Source organism: Stenotrophomonas sp. YJH_SMC_16, from assembly GCF_059367875.1.
Genome location: NZ_JCAFRH010000004.1, coordinates 32,099 through 57,866, shown reverse-complemented (window position 1 = coordinate 57,866; position 25,768 = coordinate 32,099). Strand labels below are relative to the sequence as shown.

27 protein-coding genes are annotated in these 25,768 nt (G+C 67.4%); 8 read left to right on the top strand and 19 right to left on the bottom strand.

Translation table 11 applies throughout. The features are described 5' to 3' along the window. Positions 1 to 17: 17 nt before the first annotated feature. The 6 genes from rlmM to AC5P6E_RS10125 form a co-directional block, all read right to left on the bottom strand. A complete protein-coding gene (gene rlmM, locus AC5P6E_RS10150; RefSeq protein WP_019337028.1) occupies positions 18 to 1,085 on the bottom strand; it encodes a 23S rRNA (cytidine(2498)-2'-O)-methyltransferase RlmM in 1,068 nt (355 codons plus the stop codon). Further along, positions 1,069 to 1,629, bottom strand: a complete 561-nt coding sequence (locus tag AC5P6E_RS10145) for a nucleoside deaminase (protein ID WP_004154307.1) — start codon at positions 1,627 to 1,629, stop codon at positions 1,069 to 1,071. Before AC5P6E_RS10145 ends, rlmM begins: the two co-directional genes overlap by 17 nt. Before the next feature lie 98 nt (positions 1,630 to 1,727). Beyond that, positions 1,728 to 2,450, bottom strand: a complete 723-nt coding sequence (locus tag AC5P6E_RS10140) for a DUF6348 family protein (RefSeq protein ID WP_019337029.1) — start codon at positions 2,448 to 2,450, stop codon at positions 1,728 to 1,730. Positions 2,451 to 2,532: 82 nt separating this feature from the next. After that, positions 2,533 to 2,997: a hypothetical protein gene (locus AC5P6E_RS10135; protein ID WP_019337030.1), complete on the bottom strand. Its 465-nt coding sequence runs from the start codon at positions 2,995 to 2,997 to the stop codon at positions 2,533 to 2,535. Positions 2,998 to 3,059: 62 nt separating this feature from the next. Continuing rightward, positions 3,060 to 3,707, bottom strand: a complete 648-nt coding sequence (locus tag AC5P6E_RS10130) for a membrane protein (RefSeq protein WP_019337031.1) — start codon at positions 3,705 to 3,707, stop codon at positions 3,060 to 3,062. Between the two features lie 43 nt (positions 3,708 to 3,750). Beyond that, positions 3,751 to 5,499 (bottom strand): glutamine--tRNA ligase/YqeY domain fusion protein, encoded by a 1,749-nt coding sequence (locus AC5P6E_RS10125; RefSeq protein WP_019337032.1) that lies wholly within the window; start codon positions 5,497 to 5,499, stop codon positions 3,751 to 3,753. Positions 5,500 to 5,652: 153 nt separating this feature from the next. Here AC5P6E_RS10125 and AC5P6E_RS10120 point away from each other — a divergent pair, with 153 nt between their 5' ends. Together AC5P6E_RS10120 and msrA are read left to right on the top strand one after the other, a co-directional pair. After that, positions 5,653 to 5,916: a putative signal transducing protein gene (locus tag AC5P6E_RS10120; protein WP_010481810.1), complete on the top strand. Its 264-nt coding sequence runs from the start codon at positions 5,653 to 5,655 to the stop codon at positions 5,914 to 5,916. 30 nt (positions 5,917 to 5,946) lie between these two features. Further along, the gene (gene msrA, locus AC5P6E_RS10115) at positions 5,947 to 6,612 is read left to right on the top strand and encodes a peptide-methionine (S)-S-oxide reductase MsrA (RefSeq protein ID WP_029550714.1); all 666 of its coding nucleotides are present in this window, start codon (positions 5,947 to 5,949) and stop codon (positions 6,610 to 6,612) included. A 595-nt stretch (positions 6,613 to 7,207) separates the two neighbouring features. Here the strand turns inward: msrA and AC5P6E_RS10110 are convergent. The 5 genes from AC5P6E_RS10110 to ahpC form a co-directional block, all read right to left on the bottom strand. Next, entirely contained in the window at positions 7,208 to 8,164 is a 957-nt protein-coding gene (locus AC5P6E_RS10110) for a transaldolase family protein (protein WP_019337034.1), read from the bottom strand. Between the two features lie 50 nt (positions 8,165 to 8,214). Next, the gene (gene rnk / locus AC5P6E_RS10105; RefSeq protein WP_005408156.1) at positions 8,215 to 8,619 is read right to left on the bottom strand and encodes a nucleoside diphosphate kinase regulator; all 405 of its coding nucleotides are present in this window, start codon (positions 8,617 to 8,619) and stop codon (positions 8,215 to 8,217) included. 123 nt (positions 8,620 to 8,742) lie between these two features. Next, positions 8,743 to 9,705: a LysR substrate-binding domain-containing protein gene (locus tag AC5P6E_RS10100; RefSeq protein WP_019337035.1), complete on the bottom strand. Its 963-nt coding sequence runs from the start codon at positions 9,703 to 9,705 to the stop codon at positions 8,743 to 8,745. Positions 9,706 to 9,790: 85 nt separating this feature from the next. Further along, entirely contained in the window at positions 9,791 to 11,383 is a 1,593-nt protein-coding gene (gene ahpF, locus AC5P6E_RS10095) for an alkyl hydroperoxide reductase subunit F (RefSeq protein ID WP_019337036.1), read from the bottom strand. 225 nt (positions 11,384 to 11,608) lie between these two features. Further along, a complete protein-coding gene (gene ahpC, locus AC5P6E_RS10090; protein WP_019337037.1) occupies positions 11,609 to 12,172 on the bottom strand; it encodes an alkyl hydroperoxide reductase subunit C in 564 nt (187 codons plus the stop codon). A 354-nt stretch (positions 12,173 to 12,526) separates the two neighbouring features. On the opposite strand from ahpC, the gene prmC reads away from it, so the two are divergent. Together prmC and pip are read left to right on the top strand one after the other, a co-directional pair. Next, complete coding sequence (prmC, locus tag AC5P6E_RS10085) at positions 12,527 to 13,384, top strand: peptide chain release factor N(5)-glutamine methyltransferase (RefSeq protein ID WP_019337038.1); 858 nt, start codon at positions 12,527 to 12,529, stop codon at positions 13,382 to 13,384. Between the two features lie 48 nt (positions 13,385 to 13,432). Next, positions 13,433 to 14,374 (top strand): prolyl aminopeptidase, encoded by a 942-nt coding sequence (gene pip / locus AC5P6E_RS10080; RefSeq protein ID WP_014646006.1) that lies wholly within the window; start codon positions 13,433 to 13,435, stop codon positions 14,372 to 14,374. A 76-nt stretch (positions 14,375 to 14,450) separates the two neighbouring features. Here the strand turns inward: pip and AC5P6E_RS10075 are convergent, their stop codons facing one another. After that, on the bottom strand, positions 14,451 to 15,335 hold the full coding sequence (locus AC5P6E_RS10075; protein ID WP_019337039.1) for a LysR family transcriptional regulator: 885 nt from the start codon (positions 15,333 to 15,335) through the stop codon (positions 14,451 to 14,453). A 106-nt stretch (positions 15,336 to 15,441) separates the two neighbouring features. Between AC5P6E_RS10075 and AC5P6E_RS10070 the strand changes: the two genes are divergently transcribed. Beyond that, the gene (locus AC5P6E_RS10070; RefSeq protein ID WP_019337040.1) at positions 15,442 to 16,860 is read left to right on the top strand and encodes an MFS transporter; all 1,419 of its coding nucleotides are present in this window, start codon (positions 15,442 to 15,444) and stop codon (positions 16,858 to 16,860) included. Further along, entirely contained in the window at positions 16,857 to 17,528 is a 672-nt protein-coding gene (locus AC5P6E_RS10065) for a DUF7716 domain-containing protein (protein ID WP_495230926.1), read from the top strand. The genes AC5P6E_RS10070 and AC5P6E_RS10065 overlap by 4 nt, the downstream gene beginning before the upstream one ends. Positions 17,529 to 17,624: 96 nt before the next feature. On the opposite strand, the gene AC5P6E_RS10060 is transcribed toward AC5P6E_RS10065, so the two are convergent. The 4 genes from AC5P6E_RS10060 to AC5P6E_RS10045 are packed head-to-tail and all read right to left on the bottom strand — an operon-like array spanning position 17,625 to position 20,479. Next, positions 17,625 to 18,422, bottom strand: a complete 798-nt coding sequence (locus AC5P6E_RS10060) for an N-formylglutamate amidohydrolase (protein ID WP_019338108.1) — start codon at positions 18,420 to 18,422, stop codon at positions 17,625 to 17,627. After that, positions 18,415 to 18,969: an NUDIX hydrolase gene (locus tag AC5P6E_RS10055; protein WP_010481791.1), complete on the bottom strand. Its 555-nt coding sequence runs from the start codon at positions 18,967 to 18,969 to the stop codon at positions 18,415 to 18,417. The genes AC5P6E_RS10060 and AC5P6E_RS10055 overlap by 8 nt, the downstream gene beginning before the upstream one ends. Beyond that, positions 18,966 to 19,901 (bottom strand): 5'-3' exonuclease, encoded by a 936-nt coding sequence (locus AC5P6E_RS10050; RefSeq protein WP_019338109.1) that lies wholly within the window; start codon positions 19,899 to 19,901, stop codon positions 18,966 to 18,968. Before AC5P6E_RS10050 ends, AC5P6E_RS10055 begins: the two co-directional genes overlap by 4 nt. Further along, complete coding sequence (locus tag AC5P6E_RS10045; protein ID WP_010481787.1) at positions 19,898 to 20,479, bottom strand: nitroreductase family protein; 582 nt, start codon at positions 20,477 to 20,479, stop codon at positions 19,898 to 19,900. Before AC5P6E_RS10045 ends, AC5P6E_RS10050 begins: the two co-directional genes overlap by 4 nt. A 331-nt stretch (positions 20,480 to 20,810) precedes the next feature. Between AC5P6E_RS10045 and pacR the strand changes: the two genes are divergently transcribed. Continuing rightward, positions 20,811 to 23,132: a PacR family protein gene (gene pacR / locus AC5P6E_RS10040; RefSeq protein WP_019338111.1), complete on the top strand. Its 2,322-nt coding sequence runs from the start codon at positions 20,811 to 20,813 to the stop codon at positions 23,130 to 23,132. 52 nt (positions 23,133 to 23,184) lie between these two features. Then, positions 23,185 to 24,264 (top strand): NAD(P) transhydrogenase subunit alpha, encoded by a 1,080-nt coding sequence (locus AC5P6E_RS10035; protein WP_019338112.1) that lies wholly within the window; start codon positions 23,185 to 23,187, stop codon positions 24,262 to 24,264. 85 nt (positions 24,265 to 24,349) lie between these two features. Here AC5P6E_RS10035 and AC5P6E_RS10030 read toward each other — a convergent pair whose 3' ends face one another. The 3 genes from AC5P6E_RS10030 to AC5P6E_RS10020 are packed head-to-tail and all read right to left on the bottom strand — an operon-like array spanning position 24,350 to position 25,713. Continuing rightward, complete coding sequence (locus tag AC5P6E_RS10030; protein WP_019338113.1) at positions 24,350 to 24,802, bottom strand: DUF3106 domain-containing protein; 453 nt, start codon at positions 24,800 to 24,802, stop codon at positions 24,350 to 24,352. A 3-nt stretch (positions 24,803 to 24,805) separates the two neighbouring features. Continuing rightward, positions 24,806 to 25,132, bottom strand: coding sequence for a hypothetical protein (locus tag AC5P6E_RS10025; RefSeq protein ID WP_049408964.1), 327 nt, complete (start codon positions 25,130 to 25,132; stop codon positions 24,806 to 24,808). Continuing rightward, complete coding sequence (locus tag AC5P6E_RS10020) at positions 25,129 to 25,713, bottom strand: RNA polymerase sigma factor (RefSeq protein WP_019338115.1); 585 nt, start codon at positions 25,711 to 25,713, stop codon at positions 25,129 to 25,131. The genes AC5P6E_RS10025 and AC5P6E_RS10020 overlap by 4 nt, the downstream gene beginning before the upstream one ends. Between the last annotated feature and the right edge of the window lie 55 nt (positions 25,714 to 25,768).

Sequence of the window (25,768 nt, the reverse complement as noted above, 5' to 3'; positions counted from 1 at the left end):
CGGCGGATGCAATGGGTTCAGCGCAGCGGCGAGGCCAGCACCGTGATTTCTTCCCGATCGTGATACAGCTGCTTGGCGCGCACCACCAGCGGCTTGCCGGCCTGGTCCTGGAACAGGTCCAGGCACAAGCGGGTTTCGTCCCAGCGCTTCTTCATCGGCAGCTTCAGATTGAAGATCGCGTGCCGGCACCAGCCTTCGCGGAACCAGGTGGCCATGCGCTCGGCCACACGCCGCGGCTGCTCGACCATGTCGCAGACCATCCAGTCCAGCGGCTGCTCTGGATGCCAGTGGAAGCCATCGGCGCGCAGGTGCTCGACCAGGCCGGTGTCCAGCACGTGCTGGCGCAGCGGACCGTTGTCGATGCTCAGTACGTGCATGTGCTGGCGGGTCAGCACCCAGGTCCAGCCGCCCGGTGCGGCGCCCAGGTCGGCCGCACGCATGCCGGGCTTGGCCAGCGCTTCGCGCTCTTCCGGCGTCAGCAGGGTCAGCAGCGCTTCGTCCAGCTTCAGCGCCGAACGCGAAGGCGCTTCGGGCAGCAGCTTCAGGCGCGGGATGCCCAGTGCCCACGGCGCGCTGTCGGCCGGGTCGGCCACGCAGACGAAGGCGTGGGTACCGTCGACGAACACCACGTGCAGGCGCGGCAGGCGCGTATTGGGCTTTTCGGTCAGCTTGCCGGCCTTGCGCAGCGCCGGGCGCAGCGCATTGCCGAAGGCACGGGCCAACCCGGACAGCGGCTTGCCAGCGTCCGAATCGGGGTGCTCCACCCACAGGTCGCCAAAGCGCGGCGCATCGGCCAGCACCTCCAGCATCGGGGTGATGCGATCGCTCGCGTCCAACTGCGGCAGCTCGGCCAGTACCAGCAGCTTCTGCCGCGCGAAGATCAGCTCGCGCCAGCGCAGGCGCGGTGCCAGCGCAGCCGCCTCGTCGCACATGAACAGCACGTAGCCGTCATTGCGCTGGGTGCGCGCGTAGCCGGCGAAACCGGCTTCACCGGCGCGGAACTGCAGCTCGCCGGCCAGCTCGGGCTCGAAGCCCTGCCGGCACAGGCACAGCAGGCCGATGCCGGTTTCAGTAACGGGCGCCATCGCTTTCCCCATAGGCACGCAGCACGCTGCGCGCGGCGTCGCGGTTCAGGCCCTGCACGACTTCGATGCCGCGCTTGTTGAGCTCACCCACCCAGTCGGCCGGCAGCGGGCCTTCGTCGAACGGGGTCAGTTCCTCGACGTCGGCCGAGTTGGCACCGATCAGCAGGCGGTCGATGCCGGCCCACACGGTGGCGCCATAGCACTGGCAGCACGGCTGCGAACTGGTGGCCAGGGTGACCGGCGACAGCACCGCGTTCAGGCGCGGGGTCTGCAGGCGCTGCTGGGCCAGCATGTAGGCCATGTTCTCGGCATGCGCCAGCGAGGTCGCATGCGGCATCACCCGGTTCACGCCGGCGGCGATGACCTTGTCATCCGGGCCGAACACCACGGCACCGAACGGGCCGCCACTGGCGTGTTCGACGTTCAGCCGCGACAGCTCGATCGCCAGCGCGACCTTGGCCTCATCGCCCGGATATCGACGATCCAGGTCGATCTGGTCGTGGATCCAGGCGGGAAGGGTCAGGTGGACTTGCGCGTACAGCATCGCGGGGGTGCCTCGTAGTGGGATGGAAGAAAGTGCGGTTGCTTGGGAAACCGGCGCGCAGTGTAGCTGCACCGGCCTGTATCGGGTGTGGCGGCGGATCAGCCCGGTGAACCGGTGCGGATCACCACGTACTGCTTGCGGAATTCCAGCCCGGCCGGCGGCCAGCTGGCCGCGTAGGCGCGCAGCAGGGGAAGGGCGCCGGCGAAGTCGTGGCCGTTGACCCGGCAATCGGCCTCGCACAGGCCATCGGCATCGCGCGAGGCGAACAGGCGGATGGCAAGGAACTGGCGCGCCTTCAGCAGGTCGTCGAAGGCGTCCATGCTCTTGGTGAACAGACAGCAGGGGCAGGAACCGTGGTCGTCCTCGCTGCAGGTGGAGGCATCCACCTCCTGCGCGCGGTAGTGCGCCAACGGCCCCAGCACCACGGTGCGTTCGTGTTCCTCGCCGTCGTCGCTGGCCGGATAGGTCAGGCCCAGCATCGGCAGGCCCTGTGCATCTTCGGCGCCGATCGCGGTCTGCAGGGTCGCCAGGTCCACCCGCACCCAGGTCTGGAAGCCGGACAGCAGCGACGCCTGCTCATCGGCACCGTTGGCGTGCTGGTACTCGAACAGGCCATCGGCGAACAGCACGGGGTGCTCGATCTCGATGACCGTGGAGGTCTGCCAGCCGCCGTTGTCGCGTGCGTTTGCCGCCATCGCATGCGGTGTCAGGCGCAGGCCGCAGTCCAGCAGCAGCGCGTTGCCGTCGACGCGGCTGGCGGTGTCGGCGTCCTGCAGGACCTGCTGCAGCAGCGGGAGGAGTGGAGAAGCACTGTCGGTCATAAAGGCAGGTTGGTAAGAGGAATGCCGCCAATAGGCATGGCCTGGTGTCTCAAAAATGCATGAAGTGCCGGTCCAGCCCGAACTAACCAAGGTAGCTTGTTCCGGGAGTCGCTTTGTCTTGCTTGACAAGCTTCACCTTCAGCTCCCAGCCCCCGTCGCACGGTTGTCTGCCGCTGAACAGATAAAGAACCTCACCTGCCGAAGCGTTGTTCCTCATTGTCGCGTTGTCTTCAAGATCTATCTGGCTGACAAAGACCATGGGGTTGTCATCAATGAAGCGCCAGCTGGGTTCACGTACCCAACGAGGTGCTTTGTCCATCGAGAGGAAGTACCTGTCGATCGTTTCGATCATCCATGCTTGGATTGCGCCAGGGACAGAGTCGATCCACTTGATGTCGGGTTTTGGATGTGAAGTCGAGAGATATTCGCTGTACACCTTCAGCATGAAGGGCTCCGACTCGCTTCCTTGTATGCCGACACACTTCTTTCCTTCAGCGATCCCTGAGAACGCGGCGCAGAAAATCATGAAATCGCGATCAATCTTCATGCGTGATTCCTCTCAACCGACCTGTCAATCGGATTCTCGTAACGTAAGAAGCAACCCCAGCTTCACAGGGCGTCGAGTTCGGCGCGATATCGCAGCGCGTCGGGCTGCTGCTGCGGATCGTTGCCGTGATCGCGCAGCCAGGTTTCCAGCTCGCGGCGATAGTCCGCGCGGAAACCGGCATTGCCCGGGCTGAAGTGCAGCTTGCGTGCCGCCACCTCCACGCGCTCGCGCGCACTGGCACGGGCCTGGGCGATGCCGTGCGGGGATTCGTTGGTGAGGATGACGAAGTTGCGCGGGAAACCCGGCGTGTACTTCACCACGAATGGCTGGTCGGGCGCCGGGATGCGGATCGCGTTCTCCAGCGGCCACAGCGAGGCGGTGTTGGTGTGGAACACCACTTCCACATCGCGGCCTTCGGCAGTGCGCAGTACCGCTTCGTAGCGCCAGATGTACTGCTCGTTCATCGTCGAGCTGGTCCGCTCGGACTTCACGATCACCGCTTCACCGCGCTCGCCCACCACGTTGAGGAAGGCGGCGTTGAGAAAGTGGCCGAGGAAGATGTTGAGCATCGCCAGCGGGAACACCACGATGGCGTAGCCCGGAAAGCGCCGCCACCACGAGACCAGCCCGGCCAGCACCATCGCCGAAAAGAACGTCAGCAGCGGATGCTGCGAGATGAACCAGAGCAGGGCGGAAAGGGCGGTGATCATCGTAGGGTTCGTGCGGGCGCCTTCCCGGCGCCCGCGCAGGTCCTCAGGCCGACCAGGTGTCGCGCAGGGTCACGCTGCGGTTGAACACCGGCTTGGCCTCGGTGTGGTCGCGGCGGTCGGCCACGAAGTAGCCGGTACGCTCGAACTGGAACGACTGCTCCGGCGCGGCGCTGGCCGCGGCCGGCTCGACATAGCCGGTGACGGTGCGGCGCGATTCCGGGTTGAGGTAGTCGCGGTAGGTCTTGCCTTCCGATTCGTCGTCCGGATTGGCCACCGAGAACAGGCGGTCATACAGGCGGATCTCGGCCGGCACACCGTGCACGGCGCTGACCCAATGGATGGTGCCCTTGACCTTGCGGTTGGCGCCTTCCATGCCCGGACGCGATTCCGGATCCAGCCAGCCGCGCAGCTCGGTGATGGTGCCGTCGGCATCCTTGATCACTTCATCGCAGCGGATGATGCCGGCGCCGCGCAGGCGCACTTCGCCACCCGGGACCAGGCGCTTCCAGCCCTTCGGCGGTACTTCGGCGAAGTCCTCGCGGTCGATCCACACTTCGCGTGCGAACGGTACTTCGCGGCTGCCGAAGCTCTCGTCCTTCGGGTGGTTGCTGAAGGTCAGCTGTTCTTCGTGGCCTTCCGGCAGGTTGGTCAGCACCAGCTTGACCGGATCGATCACCGCCATGCGGCGCGGCGCGGCACTGTCCAGGTCTTCGCGCAGCGCGCCTTCCAGCACGCTGAAGTCGATCAGCGAGTTCTGCTTGCTGATGCCCACGCGTTCGGCGAACAGGCGCATCGCCGCCGGGGTATAGCCACGGCGACGCAGGCCCTGCAGGGTCGGCATGCGCGGGTCTTCCCAGCCGTCCACCAGCTGTTCGGTGACCAGCGCCATCAGCTTGCGCTTGCTCATCACCGTGTAGTTGATGTTCAGGCGCGAGAACTCGATCTGGCGCGGCTTGGCTGCTTCGCGCGGCAGGCCGGCGTCGACCAGCGGTTGGGTCAGTGCATCGTCATGGGCGAAATCGACGTTGTCCACGCACCAGTCGTACAGCGGGCGGTGGTCTTCGAATTCCAGCGTGCACAGCGAGTGGGTGATGCCCTCGATCGAATCACCCAGCGCATGGGCGAAGTCGTACATCGGGTAGATCGGCCAAGCGTTGCCGGTGTTCTGGTGCTCGACGTGCTTGATGCGGTACAGCGCCGGATCGCGCAGGTTGATGTTGCCGCTGGCCATGTCGATCTTGGCGCGCAGGGTACGCGCGCCATCCGGGAATTCACCGGCCCGCATGCGGCGGAACAGGTCGAGGTTTTCCTCGACGCTGCGGTCGCGCCACGGCGACGGGCGGCCCGGCTCAGTCAGGGTGCCGCGGTAAGCGCGCACTTCCTCGGCCGACAGGTCGCAGACATAGGCCTTGCCCTGTTCGATCAGCTTCTCGGCGGCCAGGTAATAAGTCTGGAAGTAGTCCGAGGCGTGGCGCAGCTCGTTCCAGCTGAAGCCCAGCCAGCGCACGTCGTCCTGGATCGCGGCCACGTATTCCGGATCTTCCTTGGCCGGGTTGGTGTCGTCGAAACGCAGGTTGCAGACGCCGCTGAATTCACCGGCGATGCCGAAGTTCAGGCAGATCGACTTGGCGTGGCCGATGTGCAGGTAGCCGTTCGGCTCCGGCGGGAAGCGGGTCTTGATCGCCTGGTGCTTTCCGCTGGCCAGGTCCTCGCGCACGATCTGGCGGATGAAATCGCGCTTTTCGTGGCTGTCGGCGGGGGTCTCGGGGCTGGCGGGGGTGTGCTCGGACATGAGTCGGCGAAAAGAAAGGCAGAAAGACCAACAGTCTAGCGCGTACGGGGCAGGGCTGCCCGGTAGGGCTGGCCGGCGGAATGGTCACGCGCCGTCACCACCACCATTCAGCCCCCGGGCGTATGCTGGACCCATGTCCCATGGAGCCGCCGCATGCACATCGTGTACAAGGCCGACAACCTGTTCGACGCCCACCTGGTCAAGCACGCGCTGGAAGATGCCGGCATCCCGGCCTTCGTGTTCGGCGAGTCGCTGCTGGGTGGCATGGGCGAGCTGCCGCTGTTCGGCGTGCTGCGGGTGGGCATCCCCGACGCGGCGCGGCCGCAGGCCGAGGACATCGTGGCGGCGCTGGACTTGGGCCACGCACCGGACGCCCCCATCTCAGATGCAGACGACATAGCCGGACTTCCGGCGTAGGAGCGCATCATGTTGGGAATTGGCCAGGGCATCCTCGGCATCGGCGCCTTCAAGCAGCGCCTGCCGCGCCCGGAAGAAGCACTACCGGGGCGTGACCAACCGCTGCCGCTGCACAGCAACCAGCACTTCGTGAACAGCCATCCGCTGAAGGACCGTTTCGCCGGCCTGCAGCAGATCCGTTTCGCGCTGGGCTGCTTCTGGGGCGCCGAGCGCAAGTTCTGGACCGAACCGGGCGTGTACAGCACCTCGGTCGGCTATGCCGGCGGCATTACCCCGAACCCGACCTATGAAGAGGTCTGCTCGGGCCTGACCGGCCACACCGAAGTGGTGCAGGTGGTGTTCGACCCGGCGGTGGTGAGCCTGGAGCGGCTGCTGCAGCTGTTCTGGGAGAGCCACGACCCGACCCAGGGCATGCGCCAGGGCAACGACACCGGCACCCAGTACCGCTCGGCGATCCACGCCACCGACGAGGCGCAGTACAAGGCAGCGCTGGCCAGCCGCGAGGCCTACCAGGCGCAGCTGGACGCCGCCGGTTATGGCCCGATCACCACCGAGATCGTGTATCCGGCGCCTGAGTATTACTACGCCGAGGATTACCACCAGCAGTACCTGGCGAAGAACCCGAACGGTTACTGCGGGATTGGTGGCACTGGCGTGAGCTGCCCGATCGGGTTGGATGTGGAGGCGCCGCGCTGACGCGCGGTGGTCCGCCTGCGGCGGGCAGAAGCTGAAAGCAACGGCCAAAGCCAAAGCCAAAGCCAAAGCCAAAGCCAAAGCCAAAGCCAAAGCCAAAGCCAAAGCCAAAGCCAAAGCCAAAGCCAAAGCGGCTCTGGGTTACTGTGGGTTTGGCGGGACGGGTACAGATGGCGGGACACGCCGTGAACCCATCCCTGGGGGCTCGGCCACGGCATCCATGCCGTGGACGGTCCCGCCATCTGCACCCGTCCCGCCTTCGACAGTTTCCCGGTGACGGTGGGCAACAGCATTGGGTTACTGACGAACTAATGGAAAACAAAAAGGACGCGGCCTTCGCCGCGTCCTTTTTGTTTGTGAGCACGCGTAGCGCGCGACCCGCTTTTGCTCTTCTTTTCTTTCTTCCGTGGCGGACCGCCGCAGGAAACTGTCGAAGGCAGGGCGGGTGGGTCGTGCAGGGGCGTGAGCCGCATGGATGCGGCGACCGAGCTTACATGGACGTACCTGCAGCGTCCCCTGCATGGCCCACCCGCCCTGCCAATCCCACGATCTGCCTTGCGCGACCCGCCACGAGGGGCTCAGCCGTTGGCCGGAACCCTCACAGTGCCTCGCGGATCCGCTGACGCAGCGCTTCCAGATCCTTGGCAAATGCCTCGATACCCGTCGCCAGCTTCTCGGTCGCCATCGGATCGGCCGCCAGATCCGCCGCGAACTTCGCCGCATCGATCGGGGTCACCGCCACGCCGTCGGCGGCACCGGCCACCAGCTTGCGCGGCAGCTCGCCGTGGTCGGCGTCCAGCTTCTCCAGCAGGTCCGGCGAAATCGTCAGGCGGTCGCAGCCGGCCAGTGCTTCGATCTGCGCGGTCGAACGGAACGAGGCACCCATCACCACCGTCGACGAACCGCGACGCTTGAATTCGGCATACACGCCACGCACGAACTTCACGCCCGGGTCTTCGTCGATGCTGGCCGGGGTCTGGCCGTTGGCCACGTACCAATCGAGGATGCGGCCGACGAACGGCGAGATCAGGAACGCGCCGGCTTCGCTGCAGGCCAGCGCCTGGGTCGGGTTGAAGATCAGGGTCAGGTTGCAGTCGATACCCTCGGCCTGCAGGATGCGCGCGGCTTCCACGCCTTCCCAGGTCGCGGCGATCTTGATCAGGATCTTCTCGCGCGGCACGCCTGCATCCGCGTACATCTGGATGAACTGGCGGGCCTTGGCCACGGTGGCGGCGGTGTCGTAAGCCTGGTCGGCATCCACTTCGGTGGACACGCGGCCCGGCACCAGCGTGCTCAGCAGCGCGCCGACGCCGATGGTCAGGCGGTCGGCCACGGCATGCACCACGGCTTCGCGGTCGCCACTCTGCTGGCGGCCCCAGGCCAGTTCGCGTTCGATCAGCTCGGCATAGACCGGCAGGTCCAGCGCCTTCTTCACCAGGGTCGGGTTGGTGGTGCAGTCCACCGGCTGCAGGCGCTTGATGGCCTCGTAGTCACCGGTATCGGCAACGACCACGGACAGTTCGCGCAGCTGGGACAGTTTGGACGGGGTACTCATTACGGCTCCTGGTGCAGGGGGATCGAATCGCGCGCGGTGCGCAGCGGTAATCAGGGGCGGTCGTTGTGGACCGCGGTCACGCGCAGGCGCAGCTTGCGGCCGCCGGGCGCGTTCCAGTCGATGCTCTGGCCGATCGAAAGGCCGAGCAGGGCACTGCCGACCGGGGCCAGCACGGAAACCTTGCCTTCATCGACGTTGGCTTCGCGGGGGAAGACCAGGGTCAGGACGTGCTTCTCGCCCGACACTTCATCTTCGCACTCCACGCGCGAATGCATCATGACGATGCCTTCGGGAATCTGGTCCGGTGCCAGCACGGTGGCACGGTTGAGTTCTTCAGCAAGCGCGAGCGCGGCAGGCGTCTGGCTCAGCGCAGGGGATTCGAGCATGGCGTCCAGGCGGTCCATGTCGAAGGTGGAAACGGTGATCGACGGCGGCAGGCCGCTGGCGGTACTCATGGTGAAGCTCCTTGGTTGAAAGCCATGCAAAAGGCGGCACCTGCTGGCGCCGCCTGTCTGTATTGTGGGGACAAATGCGGCCGGAATCGACTCCTGCCGATTCCAGGCCGGTACTGCGGGGGCTCAGCCGTTCAGCGCGGGGCCGGGCAGGGCGGCAGCGTCGCCGGCGGTGTTGACCGCCTCCAGGGTGAACAGCGCCTGCGGCAGGCGCTTGAACTGGTCGGCCAGCTCCATCAGGAAGTCGTTCATGGCCGAGCTGCGGCGCCAGATCATGGCGATGCGGCGGCTGGGACGGCCCTCGCCGGTGAAATCGAGCAGGCGGATGTTGTTCGAGCGCGGGACCGGCGGTTGCACCGACAGGCTCGGCAGCAGGGTGATGCCGACGTCGGCGGCGACCATCTGCCGCAGCGTCTCCAGGCTGGTGGCGCGGAACTCGGACTTCTCGTTGGCGCCGAACAGGCGGCAGACTTCCAGCGCCTGGTCGCGCAGGCAATGCCCGTCTTCCAGCAGCAGCAGCTTCTGCGTGGCCAGTTCCTGCACGTCCAGGTGTTCGCGACGGGCCAGCGGGTGGCGCCCGGAAACAGCCAGCAGGAACGGTTCTTCGAACAGGAACTCGGCGTGCAGCTGGTCGTCGATCACCGGCAGGGCCAGCAGCGCAGCATCGAGCTTGCCTTCGCGCAGGCGGTCCAGCAGCACATCGCTCTTTTCCTCGACCAGCAGCAGTTCCAGCTCCGGGAAGCGATCGCGGATGCGCGGGATCACATGCGGCAGCAGGTAGGGGCCCAGGGTCGGGAAGATCCCCAGGCGCACCGTACCGGCTTCCGGATCGCGGCTGCGCCGTGCCGCTTCCTTCAGCTGTTCCACTTCGGACACGATCACCCGTGCCCGCGCGGCTGCTTCCTGCCCGGCCGGGGTCAGCATCACCTTGCGCGGCGCGCGTTCCACCAGCGGCAGGCCCAGCTCTTCTTCCAGCTTGCGGATCTGCGTGGACAGCGTGGGCTGGCTGACGAAGCAGGAGGCGGCAGCCCGACCGAAATGCTTGTGGTCGGCCAGGGCTACCAGGTACTTCAGATCACGTAGGTTCATCCTTACACCCCAGGAGTAACGGACCGGCTGACGGCGTGGTTACCCGACAGGCAGACAAGGTTCCCGGTGATCTGGGAACGGTGGATCAGGCCGCTTCAGCAACGGCACCGCTGCTGTTGCTTACCGACGAGCGGATCAGGTGGTCGAACGCGCTCAGTGCGGCGGTCGAGCCGGCGCCCATGGCGATGATGATCTGCTTGTAGGGCACCGTCGTGCAATCGCCGGCGGCAAAAACGCCCGGCAGGCTGGTCTGGCCGCGGTCGTCGATGACGACCTCGCCACGCGGCGACAGCGCCACGGTGTCCTTCAGCCACTCGGTGTTGGGCAGCAGGCCGATCTGCACGAAGATGCCTTCCAGCTCGACGCGGTGGGCGTCGCCGCCGACGCGGTCCTTGTAGACCAGGCCGGTGACACGGCTGCCGTCGCCCAGCACCTCGGTGGTCTGCGCGCTGGTCAGCACGGTGACGTTGGCCAGGCTGCGCAGCTTCTTCTGCAGTACTTCATCGGCGCGCAGGCTGGAATCGAATTCCAGCAGGGTCACATGCGACACGATGCCGGCCAGGTCGATGGCCGCTTCCACACCGGAGTTGCCGCCGCCGATCACCGCCACGCGCTTGCCCTTGAACAGCGGACCATCGCAGTGCGGGCAGTAGGCCACGCCCTTGTTGCGGTACTGGTCCTCGCCCGGCACGTTCATCTGCCGCCAGCGTGCGCCGGTGGACAGGATCACCGAACGCGACTTCAGCACCGCGCCGTTCTCCAGCTGCACCTGCACCAGGCCGTCATCACCGGCCGGCACCAGCGCGCTGGCGCGCTGCAGGTTCATGATGTCCACCTCGTACTCGCGCACGTGCTGTTCCAGCGCCGTGGCCAGCTTCGGGCCTTCGGTCTCCTTCACCGAAATGAAGTTCTCGATCGCCATGGTGTCCAGCACCTGGCCACCGAAACGCTCGGCGGCGATGCCGGTGCGGATGCCCTTGCGTGCGGCGTAGATCGCTGCTGCCGCACCAGCCGGGCCACCGCCCACCACCAGCACGTCGAAGGCGTCCTTGGCGGCGATCTTCTCGGCATCGCGCTTGCTGGCGTTGGTGTCCAGCTTGGCCACGATCTGCTCGAGGGTCATGCGGCCCTGGTCGAACACTTCACCGTTGAGGTAAACGGTCGGCACCGACATGATCTCGCGCTTCTCGACTTCGTCCTGGAACAGGGCACCGTCGATGGCCACGTGCTGGATGCGCGGGTTGAGCACCGCCGCCAGGTTCAGCGCCTGCACCACGTCCGGGCAGTTCTGGCAGGACAGCGAGAAGTAGGTTTCGAACTTGTACTCGCCTTCCAGGTTCTGCACCTGCTCGATCAGCTCGGCAGTGGCCTTGGACGGGTGGCCGCCCACCTGCAGCAGCGCCAGCACCAGCGAGGTGAACTCGTGGCCCATCGGCAGGCCGGCGAAGGTCAGGTGGATGTCCTGGCCCGGGGTGCCCAGGTCGAAGGACGGCACGCGGCCCTGGCCGTCACGCAGCACCTGCAGCGAGATCTTGTCCGACAGGCTTTCCAGGGTCTGCAGCAGTTCCAGCATTTCCTGCGACTTGGCGCCGTCGTCGGCGTGCGCGGTGATCTGGATCGGGCGGGTCACGCGCTCCAGATAGGTCTTCAGCTGCGACTGCAGGTTGGCGTCCAACATCGGGTCATCTCCTGGCTTCAGGCAAACAGGGGGCGTGGCACCGCTGTAGAAGGTAGCGGACCAGCAGGGGGTAGGGGTGAACCCAAGACAGCGACCGTGGAAGGGGCTGGCTGGCCAAGGCTGGCGCGCGTTGGCTGTCTTGGGTTCACCCCCACGCCGGCGGGGGGACCGGCACGGGGATGAAAGGCGCGCCGTGGCGTGGGGCCACGGCAGGCCGGTACTGCGTTAGATCTTGCCGACCAGGTCCAGCGACGGGGTCAGGGTCTTCTCGCCTTCCTTCCACTTGGCCGGGCAGACCTGGTTCGGGTTGGCGGCGGTGAACTGAGCAGCCTTCAGCTTGCGCAGGGTCTCGGCGACGTCACGGGCGATCTCGTTGGAGTGGATCTCCAGGGTCTTGATCACGCCTTCCGGGTTGATGATGAAGGTGCCGCGCAGGGCCAGGCCTTCTTCTTCAATGTGCACACCGAAGGCACGGGTCAGCTTGTGGGTCGGGTCGCCGACCAGCGGGAACTGGGCCTTGCCGACGGCCGGCGAGGTTTCGTGCCACACCTTGTGCGAGAAGTGGGTGTCGGTGGTGACGATGTAGACCTCGGCGCCGGCCTTCTTGAACTCGGCGTAATGGTCAGCCGCGTCCTCGATCTCGGTCGGGCAGTTGAAGGTGAAGGCGGCCGGCATGAAGATCAGGACGGACCACTGGCCCTTCAGGCTGGCGTCGGAAACCTTGATGAACTCGCCATTGTGGTAAGCGTTGGCTTCGAACGGCTGGATCTGGGTGTTGATCAGGGACATCGTTTTTCCTCTGGTGAAGGGGAGTGGGTGAATCGACAGGAGCTAGGTTACCGACTCGCTGGCGATAAGAACAATCCATTGATTGCATCTATTTGATAGATGGAGTCTATCAAAAGGCCATGAGCCAGCACTGAACCATGCCGCTCCCATCCTGCAACTGCTTGTGTGACAAGGAAAATCGCCCGGGATGTGTGAAGAGGGCTGATAGCCCCTCCTTATACCCTCTGGCGAAACCTGAACGGATTCCAGCTTTTTGTAGCGTCGAGCCATGCTCGACGGTGGACCTGTAGAGCCGAGCCTACGCTCGACTGTTCCAGAAGTAGCCGAGCATCGGCTCGGCTCTACAATTAAGGCATGTCTTCCCAAACCGAACCCACCCTGCGCCAGATCGTGGCCGAGGCCAGCGCCCGCCTGGGCGGCATCGACGCCCGCCACGAGGCCGAACTGCTGCTGCTGCACGTACTGGAGCGCCCGCGCAGCTGGTTGTTCGCGCACGCCACCGACCCGCTGCCGTCCACCGATCAGGCCACCTTCGAAGCACTGCTGGCCCGCCGCGTGGCCGGTGAGCCGGTGGCCTACCTGACCGGCCGCCGCGGTTTCTGGACGCTGGACCTGGAGGTCGACCCGGCCACGCTGATTCCGCGCCCGGAAACCGAGCTGCTGGTGGAACTGGCGCTCGAGCGCCTGCCGGCCAATCGCGACCTGCAGGTGGCCGACCTCGGCACCGGCAGCGGTGCGATCGCCTTGGCGCTGGCCAGCGAGCGGCCGCAGGCGCAGGTGCTGGCCACCGATGCCAGCCCGGGCGCGTTGGCCGTGGCCAAGCGCAACGCCGCGCGCCATGAACTGCGCAACGTGCGCTTCGCCGAGGGCGGGCACGACTGGTATGCGCCGCTGCAGGGCGCGCGTTTCGACCTGATTGCCAGCAACCCACCGTACATCGCCAGCGACGACCCGCACCTGGAACAGGGTGACCTGCGCTTCGAACCGGCCACCGCGCTGGCCTCGGGTCCGGATGGCCTGGATGACATCCGCCGCATCGTCGACGGTGGCCAGGCCCACCTGCTGCCTGATGGTTGGCTGCTGATCGAGCACGGTTGGGACCAGGGCGAGGCGATCCGCGCGTTGTTCGACGCGGAGGGTTTTACCGAGGTGCAGACCGTGCAGGACCTGGAGCAGCGCGACCGCATCACCCTGGGCCGGCGTCCGGCCTAGAATGGAGGTTCTCCTGCCCCGGCAGGGCATCACCCTGGAGCTGCACGCATGCGTACGCTGTACCCCGCCATCACCCCCTACGACGTCGGCACCCTGAAGGTCGACGATCGCCACACCCTGTACTTCGAACAGTGCGGCAACCCGGACGGCAAGCCGGTGGTGATGCTGCACGGTGGCCCGGGCGGCGGCTGCAGCGACAAGATGCGCCAGTTCCACGACCCGTCCAAGTACCGCATCATCCTGTTTGACCAGCGCGGTGCCGGCCGTTCCACCCCGCACGCGGACCTGGTGGACAACACCACCTGGGACCTCGTTGCCGATATCGAGAAGCTGCGCGAACACCTCAAGGTCGATCGCTGGCAGGTGTTCGGTGGCAGCTGGGGTTCGACCCTGGCCCTGGCCTATGCCGAAACCCACCCGCAGCGCGTGACCGAACTGGTCCTGCGTGGCATCTTCATGCTGCGTCGCTGGGAGCTGGAATGGTTCTACCAGGAAGGCGCCAACCGCCTGTTCCCGGATGCGTGGGAGCACTACCTCAAGCCGATCCCGTCGGTGGAGCGTCATGACCTGATCTCGGCCTTCCACCGCCGCCTGACCAGCGACGACGAAACCACCCGCCTGGAAGCGGCCAAGGCGTGGGCGGTGTGGGAAGGCGCGACCAGCTTCCTGCATGTCGATGATGACTTCATCAACAGCCACGAAGACCCGCATTTCGCCCTGGCGTTTGCCCGCATCGAGAACCACTACTTCGTCAACGGCGGCTTCTTCGAAGTGGAAGACCAGCTGCTGCGCGACGCGCACCGCATCGCCGATATTCCGGGCGTGATCGTGCACGGCCGCTACGACGTGGTCTGCCCGCTGGCCAACGCCTGGGACCTGACCAAGGTGTGGCCGAAGGCGAAGCTGGAAATCACCCCGGCCTCGGGCCACTCGGCGTTCGAAGCCGAGAACGTGGACGCGCTGGTGCGCGCCACCGATAGCTTCGCGTAATGCCCCGGGGTCAGAGCCCTTTCCCACGGAAAGGGCTCTGACCCCAGTCAGGAACCCATCCACGCATGGCGTGGATCTACCAGTCGCCCGCCAACAACGCGTCGGCCAGTACCTGCAGCTTCGGCGAATGCTGGCGCGACGGCGGGTAGATCAACGACAGTTCGCGGCTGCGGCCCTCGAAGGGCTGCAGCACGCGCTGCAGGCGGCCGTCGGCCAACGCATCGGCCACCGCGAAATCCATCACCTGCACGATGCCGATACCGGCGATGGCCGCTTCCACCAGCGGATCGCCGCTGTCGAACACCATCCGCGTCGGTGGCGTGACCTCACGCAGTTGCCCGTCCTGCAGGAACTGCCAGTCCACCAGCCGGCCACTGCGCAGGTTGCGCACCGCCAGGCAGGCGTGATCCTGCAGCGAGGCTACATCGCCCGGTGCGCCACAGCGGGCCAGATAGGCGGGGCTGGCCACCGTCACCCAGCGCAGCGGCCGCAAGGGCCGCGCGACGATGCGCTGGTCGGCGATGACGCCGGTGCGCAGCGCGGCATCGAAACCTTCTTCAACCAGATCGACCAGGCGGTCGCTGAGCACGGCTTCCACCTGCAGCTGCGGATGCTGTTGCAGCAACGGCGCCAGCATCGGCACCAGCACCTTGCGCCCGAACATCGACGGCGCACTGATCTTCAACGTGCCCGAGGGCGTGCACGGGCGGTCGGCCAGTTGCCGCTCGGCATCGTCCAGGCCGGCCAGCAGGGGGGCCACCTGTTCCACGAACTGGCGGCCATCCGGGGTCAGCGCCACGTTGCGGGTATTCCGCTGCAGCAGCTTCACCCCCAGCGTGGCCTCCAGCCGGCCGATCGCGCGGGACAGGCCGGACTGGCTCAGGCCGAGCTGGCCGGCGGCCACCGTGAAGCTGCGTGCTTCGGCGACCTGCACCAGCATGCGCACCGCATTGAGGTCCATCGAGGCTCCATTCATGCTGAAAATCATGACAGATATGGGTGGCAGGGGGTTTATTGAGTTGTCCGCATCAATGAGACTGCGCTCCCCCCACCGCTCCAACCCGCCGATGCCTCCCCTCAAATACCCGCGCTGGGCGCTGACCCTGTTGGCCACCGCGCAGCTGATCATCGCCCTGGACGCCACCATCATCTTCGTCGCCCTGCACGACATGGGCCGCGCGTTGCAGATCAACGCGCAGCAGTTGCAATGGGTGGTCAGTGCCTACACCGTCGCCTTCGGCGGCAGCCTGCTGCTGGGTGGCCGCGCCGCCGACCTGATCGGCCGCCGCCGTTTCTACCGGCTGGGCATGCTGCTGTTCGCACTGGCGTCGTTGCTCGGTGCGCTGGCGCCGAATGCCACCCTGCTGATCATTGCGCGTGCCGCACAGGGCGTCGGTGCGGCGCTGCTGTTCCCGGCCACGCTGGCATTGATCAACACGCTGTACGCCGAAGGCCCGGTGCGCAACCGCGCGCTGGCGATCTGGAGCATGGCCAGCGCGGTGGGCCTGGCGTTGGGCACGCTGCTCGGTGGCGTGCTGACCCAGGCGTTCGGCTGGCCGGCGGTGCTGGCGGTAATCGTGCCGCTGGCCACCGCATGTGCGGTCGCTGCCGGTGCGTGGTTGCCGGCCGATGGCCCATGGGTGCAGGGGCGCTCCTTCGACTTGGCCGGCTGCCTCACCGTCACCGCTGGCGGCAGCCTGCTGGTCACCACCCTGGTGCAAGGGCCGGAGTGGGGCTGGACGGCGCCGGCCACGCTCATCTGCCTGCTGCTTTCAGCGGTACTGCTGACCGTGTTCGTGCGGATCGAGAAGCGCAGCCGTGATCCGCTGATGCAGTTTTCGCTGCTGCGCCTGCCCGGCCTGCGCGCGGCACTGGGCCTGACCTTTGCCTTCATGAGCAGCTACGGCGTGCAGTACTACTTCCTGGCGCTGTACTTCCAGGATGGCTATGGCTGGAGCCCGCTGCAGGCTGGCATGGCGTTCCTGCTGCCGACGCTGGTGTGCACCTTCGGCATCCGTATTGCCGAACGCATGCTGCGGCGCCGTTCGCCACGGCAGGTGCTGGCCCGGGGCTTCGCCGCCGGTGCCATCGGCATCGCCACGGTGGCGCTGGCAATGCCGCATGGCGCCGGCTACTGGCCGCTGCTGCCGGGCATCGTGGTGCTCAGCATCGGCCAGGGCATGAGCTGGACGGCGATGTGGATCGTGGCCGGGCAGGGTGTGCCGGGACCGCAGCAAGGTGTCGCGTCCGGCATGGCGGCCACCGCCCAGCAGATCGGCGGCGCCTTGGGATTGGCGGTACTGGTGATGATCGCCAACGCCGCGCGCGGCACGCAGGCAGCAACCAGTCCCGATGCCCTGCAGGGCATGGTCAATGCACAGTACGGCGCCGCGCTGTTCGCCGCGCTCGGCGTGGTGATCGCGCTGGGCCTGCGCCCGGCGCCGGTAGACTCGGCAGCGACCGCCTGCCTGAGCACCGACGCATGATCGAACTGCTGGACCTGCGACAGACCCTGCATGCCTTCGCCGCCTGCAACGATGATGATGAGGTGTACGGTTCCTTCGGTTGGGTGCACGCCACCGAGGGCGATCTGCTGCAGGCGCGCTTCTGGTTGCCACCCGATGAGGATGCCGCCTTCGATGAGGACAGCGAGGTCCCGGCTGAAGCGCGCGCGCTGGGCCTGGGCACGTTTCTGGAACCTGCGACGTTTGCGGATGTGCTCGACGTGCAGAAGCGGCAACGCCCGCTGTCGTCGCTGCGGGACTACGCACAGGCGCTGGCATACTACGCCGAGTACGACGCGTTCCAGCAGGTCGAGGGTATCGACGAGGCCCTGGGCGAAGCGGAAGCTGCGGAACAGGTGGCTGCGCGCGTGGCGGGTGTGGGCACAGGCATCTTCGCGTCCTTCGATATGGCATTGAACGCGTGCCCGGAGGCGCAGATCAAAGCGGCGGCGCAGCGCGTGGCGCGCCTTCTGGAGATTCCGGTGGGCGATGCATTGGCGCGTTGCCGCGCGTTGCCGCTACTGCTGGGTGAAGCGCTGGATCGGCGTCGTGCGCAGGCGATCAAGGATGACTTCGCCGACATCGGCGCGACGCTGCAGGTGCGTGGCTACAAGCCGTTCCCGTGGATGGACGCGCCTACGCTGCGGTAGCGCCGGGCCATGCCCGGCGGCATTCCGTTGCGCCGCCGCGATGCGGCTCGCCGGGCGTGGCCCGGCGCTACCGAGCTTCGGTCGGGTGGATGACGTTCAATCGAACGCCAGCAACTGCGGCTGCAACGCGTTGAAGATCCGCGCCAGCCGCTCCGCCCACGCCTGCTGCCCGGCCACATCGGCAATCAGGTCCTGGCGGATTTCCAGTTCCACGTGTACCAGCCCACGGCCTTCGCCATGCACCGGCACCGCGTAGTCGCTGGTACTGCTGACCGAATACGGTTCGTTGTCACCCACCACCAGGTCGCCTTCGTCGCGTAGTGCCTGCAGCAGGGAATGGGCAAAGCGCGTGTCCTGGTGGTACAGCACGCCAGCATGCCACGGCCGCTGCGCGCCGTTCATCGCCGGGGTGAAGCTGTGCATCATCACCAGCAGCGTGGGGCGGCCGGCATCACGGCGTGCATCAAGCTCGGCGTCGATGCGCGCATGGTAGGGCGCATGGATCGCATCGATGCGTTGTTGCCGCTGCGCCGCCGACAACCCGGCATTGCCCGGCACCACGGTGTGGTCGCTCACTTCCGGAATCAGCGTCGGCGAGGCCAGCGGACGGTTGCAGTCGATCAGCAGGCGCGAATAGGTCTGTTCGATCGCCCAGGCGTCCAGCCGTTCGGCCAGTGCGCGGGTGGTGCCGGCAATGCCGATGTCCCAGCCGATATGGCGGTCCAGCTCGGCCTGCGCCAGGCCAAGGCCTTCCAATGCTCGCGGCACCTGCTGGCCGGCGTGGTCGGCCAGCAGCAGGTACGGTGAGGCGCCCTGCGGCCGGTGGAGGGTGTAGATCGCCGGGTCGTCGGCGCCCAGCAGCGCCGGCAGCGCATGCAGGTCGGCGTCAGCCACGCGGGCGTCCGTCCAGGTGGTGCTCGATCATCCACAGCCCGGCCCAGAGCTTGGCATCCAGCTCGTAGCCTTCGCCCATCTTCTGTACCAGCCAGGCCGCAGCCTCACTGCGCGGAATCTCGTGCACGGTGATGTCCTCGCTGTCATCGCCGCCGCCTTCGCCGATCCGGCGCAGGCCGGTAGCGCGCACGAAGGCGATCTTCTCGCTGCTGGCGCCGGAAGATGTCGGGCCGATCATCAGCACTTCGGCGTGGTCGGCGGTCCAGCCGGTTTCTTCTTCCAGCTCGCGAACGGCCGAAACTTCGATTGATTCGCCCGCGTGGATGTCGCCGACCAGGCCGGCCGGCATCTCGATGGTGGGGGCCTGCAGCGGCACGCGGAACTGCTCGACGAACAGCACTTTGTCCTCGGGGGTGACGGCGATGATGATCGCGGCCAGGCCACCGGCGTGGGTGCGTTCGCTGTACTCCCAGGTGCCGCGCACCAGCATGCGCTGGTACTTGCCTTCATAGACGACACGCGGGGCTTCGGTGTTGCGCTGGCTCATGCGGGCTCGCTGTGGGTGGGAAGAATGTCGGGTACGCCGGCGGCATCGAACAGCCGACGGCGGGTCATCGGGCCGAAGCGCAGGGCCTGGCACAGGCCACCGAGCAGCTCCGGGTCGGCCGCCTGGCGCAGCAGGCCGGGCTGGCTGCCTTCCAGAGGTGCGTCCAGCGCGATGGTGGTCAGCTGGCGCCAGAGCAGGGCGTGCTCGCGCTGTTCGCGCAGGCGCACGGCCATCTGCGCGGCACCGCGCAGGCGCAGGAACGGCACTTCGTCCAGGCGTTCGTACAGCGCATCCATGCTGCCGAAATGGGCCAGCAGCACGGCGGCGGACTTGCTGCCGACACCACTGACGCCGGGAATGTTGTCCACCGCATCGCCGCACAGTGCCAGGTAGTCGGCAATCTGGTGGGCGTGCACGCCGTGCCGCGCCTTCACTCCGGCCACGTCCCAGCGCTGGTTGCGTGCGTAGTCCCACTGCTCGTCGTGATCCAGCAGCAGCTGCGAGAGGTCCTTGTCGGCGGAAATGATCACCCCGCGGTGGCTGCCACGGTGGACGTGCAGCGCGCTGCCGATCAGGTCATCGGCCTCGTATTCGTGGTGGGCCAGCACTGCAAGGCCCAACGCCGCGCACAGCGCCTTGCAGTGCACGAACTGGCGCTTGAGCGCCTCCGGCGCCGGGTCGCGGTTGGCCTTGTAGGCCGGATACAGGCGGTGGCGGAAGCCACTGTCCAGTGCTTCGTCGAAGGCGATGGCGATGTGCCGCGGGCGCTCGCGCTCGAGCAGGTCCAGCAGGAAGCGGGCGAAGCCGTGCACCGCGTTGGTCGGCCAGCCCTGCGCGTCCTGGAACTGGTCCGGCAGCGAGTGCCAGGCGCGGAACACGTAGATGCTGGCGTCGACCAGATACAGCGAGGGCGGCGCTGCCGGCAGGCTCATGCTGGCGGCGTCCAGTCACGCAGCAGGGCCGCCGGATCGGGGCGCTCGCGTTCGGGGACGGCGGCCTTCGGCGTGCCGATATGGATGAAACCGGCGATGCCTTCGCCCTCGGACAGCCCCAGATAGGCCTGCACGGCCGGGTCGAAGGCCATCCATGCGGTCAGCCACTGCGCACCGAAGCCCAGCGCCTGCGCGGCCTGCAGCAGGGCGAAGCAGACGCAGCCGGCGGTCATCAGCTGTTCCTGTTCGGGCACTTTCGGGTCCGGACGCGGACTGGCCACCACCACGATCACCAGCGGCGCATGGCTGAAACGCTGGCGGTCCTTTTCGAATACCGCCTCACCGGCATGCGGGTCGCGCTGGCGGCTGCGCTCGGCCAGGAAGTCGCCCAGAGTGTGACGTGCATCGCCGGCGATCTTCAGGAAGCGGAACGGTACGCGCTTGCCGTGGTCGGGCACGCGCACGGCCGAGGCCAGCATGCGCTGCAGGGTGGCCGGATCCGGTCCGGGCTCGCCCAGTTGCCGCGAGGGCACCGAGCGGCGGGCATCCAGGGCAAGCAGGGCAGCGGGGTCGGGCATGGAATCTGAACCGGTCATCACGGGTGTTTGATTATAGTCCGGGTGGTCAATGACGCCGTCTGTGTCGCGTCTCGCCCCTGAATATCAAACTGTGATGAACATCATGCCACTGGCGGGAATGGGACGACCGCTTCCTCTCGCCTCGTGGGCCTCGCACGGCTTACGATATCTATCTTGCCGGGCCGCCGGTCATGAGGTTTGAAGTGAGGACTGTTTCACTGTCCGTGACGGGCTGGCCGGCCTACCATCGACGTACCGGTACATGGGGTGTGCCGGTCGTCGCGATGTCCATGCTGTCTGTCGTATCAGAGAAGGTGGGGAGCCTTCCCGAATGATGAGCGCGCCCACACCGATGGGATCGCCGGGCCGTGACCCGGTCCAGCTTCAGCGTGCCCGGGACATGGTCCTGCCGGCGCTGTGCCAGGCTTTCGGGGCCGCACTGGCGCGTTTCGACGATGCACTGTTCGACCGGGCCGGCAATGCAGGCTCGTCGCAGCTGCTGTTCCTGGATGCGATGCGCGAGCTGCGCCGCCGCCGTGAGGACATCGCCGCCGCCTTTGCCGGCCACCTGCAGCGGGCCTGGGATGCACTGGCCAGTGGCGAGCCGCTGTCGGCCGAAGCCACCCTGTCCGGACCGGCCGAGGATGGCCTGAGCCTGCTGGCTGAACATGTACTGGAGTCGAGGCTGGCGGTGCGCAATTTCGCCACCGTGCTGCTGCGCGACTTCAAGCCGGTGCTGGCGCGGCTGGACCGGCGCCTGGGCCGCTTGATCGGCGGCGCCGAGCTGGATGCCGACCACAATCCGGTCAGCCCCGAGCACCTGGGTGTGGCCATCCATGAGGCCTTTGCCGGCTGCGAGCTGGCGCCGGAAGTGCACCTGGTGCTGATCAAGCTGTGCGAACGCGACCTGCGCGCGCCGGTGGGCCGCATCTACGAGAAGCTGGACGAGCAGCTGGCCGCCGCTGGCGTGATGTCGCAGATGGGGGCGCCGCGGCGTCCGCTGTCGGCCGCGCCCGACCCGCGCATGGCGCCGGGGACGGACGATCTGGTCGAGCCGCGCCACGCGGCGGGCTTCGAATCCGAATTCAGCGATGATGAACAGGCCGCGCCGGCCTGGGCGCAGCGGTTCGCCGCGCGCTGGTCCGAGCGCCGTGGCCACATGCAGCAGCACCTCGGGGGCGAGGATGCCGGCAGCGGCGAGGCGTATGCCGGCCAGCAGGGGATGTTGCTGGAGGCCCTGCATGAGCTGCTGCAGCAGACCCGCCATGTTCGCGAGGACGCCACCTCGGCCGCGCAGGTCGCGGTTGGCCAGCACCGCCCGTTGAGCCAGCGCGAGATGATGTCGGTGCTGTCGCTGCTGCAGGCCACGCCCAGTGCGACGCTGCGTGCGGCCATCGGCGAGGACGGCGAATCGTTGGCGCAGCGATTGAAGAGTGAAGTGCTGTCCAGCGCCACCCGGCTTGGCGTCGATCCCGGCCAGACCCGGCTGGACCCGCAGGACGAGGACGCGATTGATCTGGTCGGCATGCTGTTCGACGTGATGCTGGACGAACGCGAGCTGGAAGGCCGCTCACGCGAGTTGATCGGCCGCCTGGTGGTGCCCTTCGTCAAGGTGGCGATGCTCGACCGCCGCATGTTCGTGCAGAAGACCCACCCGGCACGCAAGCTGCTCAACTCGCTGGCCGAAGCCTGCGAAGGCAATACCGGCGAAAGCCAGGCCGAGCGCATGCTGATGGCCAAGGTCGAGGAGATCATCGAACGGCTGGTGGCCGAGTTCAACGAGAACCTGGCGATCTTCCTGACCCTGGAAGAAGAATTCCGCGAGTTCCTCGTGCAGCATCGCCGCCGCGTGGAAATCGCCGAGCGTCGCGCCGCCGAAACGCAGCGCGGGCAGGAAAAGCTGGAAATGGCCCGCAGCCGTGCCGGTGCCGAACTGGACCGCCGCATCGGCGATGCCACCCTGCCGCCGGCCATCGCCGAGTTCCTGCGCCAGCCGTGGCAGCACCACCTGACCCTGGCGCTGCTGCGCGAGGGCGAGGAGGGCGCGTCGGTGGCCGAGGCACTGAGCCTGGCTGACGGCCTGCTGGAGGAAGTGGCCGAGGCCCGCCGCCAGATCGTCGGCAAGCCGTGGCTGCAGGCCTGGCAGCCGGTGCTGGCCAAGGTATTTGCCAGTGTCGGCGTGCACGGCGATGCCGCCACCGGTGCCATCGACGCCTTGCATGACACCCTGCAGGGCATTGCTGAATCGCGCCCGGAACTGCAGCGCGCGCTGCCGGAACTGCCGCAGGTTGCCTTGCCGGCGCCGCCGGTGGCTGAATCGCCCGCGGTCGAGCTGGGCGGGCAGATCGACGCCGACGACTTCGACAACGCCGACGCCGACCGCTTCCGCCGCATGGAAATCGGCAACTGGCTGGACTTCGTCGACAAGGACGGCAAGGTGCAGGCCGGCAAGCTGTCCTGGGTCAGCCCGATCTCCTCGCGCCTGCTGTTCGTCAACCGCCGCGGCGTGCGCTTCTGCGTGGCCTCGCCGGAGGAACTGGCGGTGATGGTGCGGCTGGGCCGGCTGCGCGCCCACGTCGACGATGGCGCCTTCGACAGCGCGATGCAGGGTGTGATCGATCGGCTGGACCCGGGCAGCGCCACCCTGCACTGAGCGGTGGCTGCCTGCTAGGATCGGGAAAACTCACCGATCAGCGGGGACCTGCATGGCCGTGGCGTTGCTGGGGATCAAGGAGACCGCGCCGGGCGAACGGCGCGTGGCGTTGACGCCGGAAACCGCGCGCAAGCTCGGTGCCCTCGGCATTACCGTCTGGTACGAGGCTGGCGCCGGCTTGGCCGCAGGCTTCACCGATGCGGCCTATGACGATGCCGGCGCACGTGTGTTCGACGCGGGCCGTTGGGGCGAGATCGATATCCTGCTGTGCGTGCAGGCGCCGCCGGCGTTGGTCCTGGAGCAGCTCAAGCCCGCTGCCAGCGTGGTTGGCCTGCTGGCCCCGGCCAGTGATCCGGCGCTTGCGGCATTGGCCGCTGGCGACCGCCTGCAGCTGTTCCCGCTGCAGCAGCTGCCGCGCACCACCCGCGCGCAGGCGATGGACGTGCTCAGTTCGCAGGCCGGCATGGCCGGCTACAAGGCGGCGCTGATCGCGGCCGAACGCGCGCCCCGTTTCTTCCCGATGCTGACCACTGCTGCCGGCACCGTGCGACCGGCCAAGGTGCTGGTGATCGGTGCGGGCGTGGCGGGCCTGCAGGCCATTGCCACTGCCCGGCGTCTTGGTGCGCAGGTGGAAGGCTTCGACGTGCGCCCGGAAACCCGCGAGCAGATCCAGTCGCTGGGCGCGCGCTTTCTCGACCTCGGGGTGAGCGCGGCGGGCGAGGGCGGTTACGCGCGCGCGTTGACCGATGAAGAGCGTGCCGAGCAGCAGCGCCGCCTGGCCGACCACCTGCGTGGTGTGGATGTGGTGATCTGCACCGCTGCGGTTCCGGGGCGACCGGCGCCGACGATCGTGACTGCCGCAATGGTGGAAGGCATGGCCACCGGCAGCGTGATCGTGGATCTGGCGGCGGAGAGCGGCGGCAACTGCGCACTGACCCAGCCGGGGCAGTGCATCGAGCATCAGGGCGTGACCATCGATGGCCCGCTGGGCCTGGCCAGCCGCGGTGCAACGCAGGCCAGCGAGATGTATGCGCGCAACCTGCTCAACTTCGTCGCGCTGTTCGTGCGCGAAGGCCAGCTCGGTTTCGACTGGGACGACGAGCTGCTGGCGAAGACGCGCTGGCAGGCGTGAGTCGGTAGCGCCGGGCCATGCCCGGCGAGCGCAGCGGTATGCGGAAATCCGCCGGGCATGGCCCGGCGCTACCGAAGCGGAGGCGTTACCGCGGCTTCGCCGGCGGCGGGTTCTCGCGCACCCAGTCCTTGCGTTGTTCCGGCGTCATCAGCGACCAGCGCTCGCGCAGTGCGTCGCGCTGCGCGGGCGGCAGATCCCGCATCTGGCCGAACAGGGCCCGGGCCTGCTCACGCTGTTCCGGGCTCATGTGCTCGAAGCGGCGCAGGCCACGCCGGGCCTTGTCGCGTTCCTCAGGGCTCATCGACTGCCAGCGCTGGCCATGCGAGAGCATGCGCTGGCGCTGGCCGGCATCGGCGCTGTTCCAGCGGTCGCGCAGCGGTGCCAGCAGGGATTCCCGCTGTGCTTCACTCAACTGTTCCCAAACCGGCAGCGGCGCGGGGCGTGCGGCAGGGGCGGGCGCGGCGCTCTGCGCCAGTGCCGGGAGGGCCGGCAGCAGCGACAGGGTCAGCAGCAGCGGCAGGAGATTGAATCGGGGCATGGTTCACTCCATCGCCAGGTCGGTATCGCCCAGCCACAGGTACAGATCGGGATTTTCGTCGTAGAGCGCGCTGTTGTCTTCCACCGAGGCAAGCACAGGTGCCGGCGCAGAGCCCGTCAGCGTGCCATGGCCGCTGAACTGCAGGCCGATACCCAGTGCCACCACCAGCGAACAGGCACTGGCCAGCCACCAGCGCCAGCGCCCGCGATGGGCGGCCGTGGCGCCGTGGCGAGCCTGGCGCAGCCGGGCCAGCGTCGCCGGCGACAGCGCGTGCAGCGACTGTGCATGCAGGCTGCGCAGGGTGTCATCGGAAGGCAGGGAGCGGTTCACGGGTGGATCTCCAGGTAATCCTGCAGCGCCTGGCGGGCGCGTGCCAGATGGGTTTTTACCGCGCCTTCGCTGCAGCCCATGGCGCGGGCGGTGGTGGCCCCGTCCAGGTCCTGCAGCACGCGCAGGGTGAAGGCTTCGCGCTGGCGGGCGGGCAGGCGGCGCAACGCGTCCACCAGCTGCTGGTACTGCTGGCGCTGTTCATGCGCCTGTGCCGGGTCCGGGCCGGGATCGGCCCAATCGATCCCGCCGCCTTCCGCGTCCTGGTTGTCGCGCCAGAACGGCAGGCGGAAGCGGCGCCGGCGCTGCACGTCGATCACGCGCCGGCGCAGGATGCTCCAGAACAGCGGCGCCCATTCGGCCGCCGGCTTGTCGGCGTAGTCCAGCATGCGCAGCAGCGCGTCCTGCACCGCGTCCATGGCGTCTTCGCGCTGGCGCAGGCCGGCCTCGGCGAAGCGGAACGCACGCGGGCCGACGCTGGCCAGGAACGCTTCCAGCGACGCCGGCAGGGCATCGGTCTCGGCGCTCGGGGGGACGGGGCTGCTCACCAGCACAGGGTACGGTTCCTCGCTCGGGGTCACCATCGACAACGCGTGAGCGCGGCTTCGGTTGACGCCGGGCGCGCACCGGGTTCAGCCC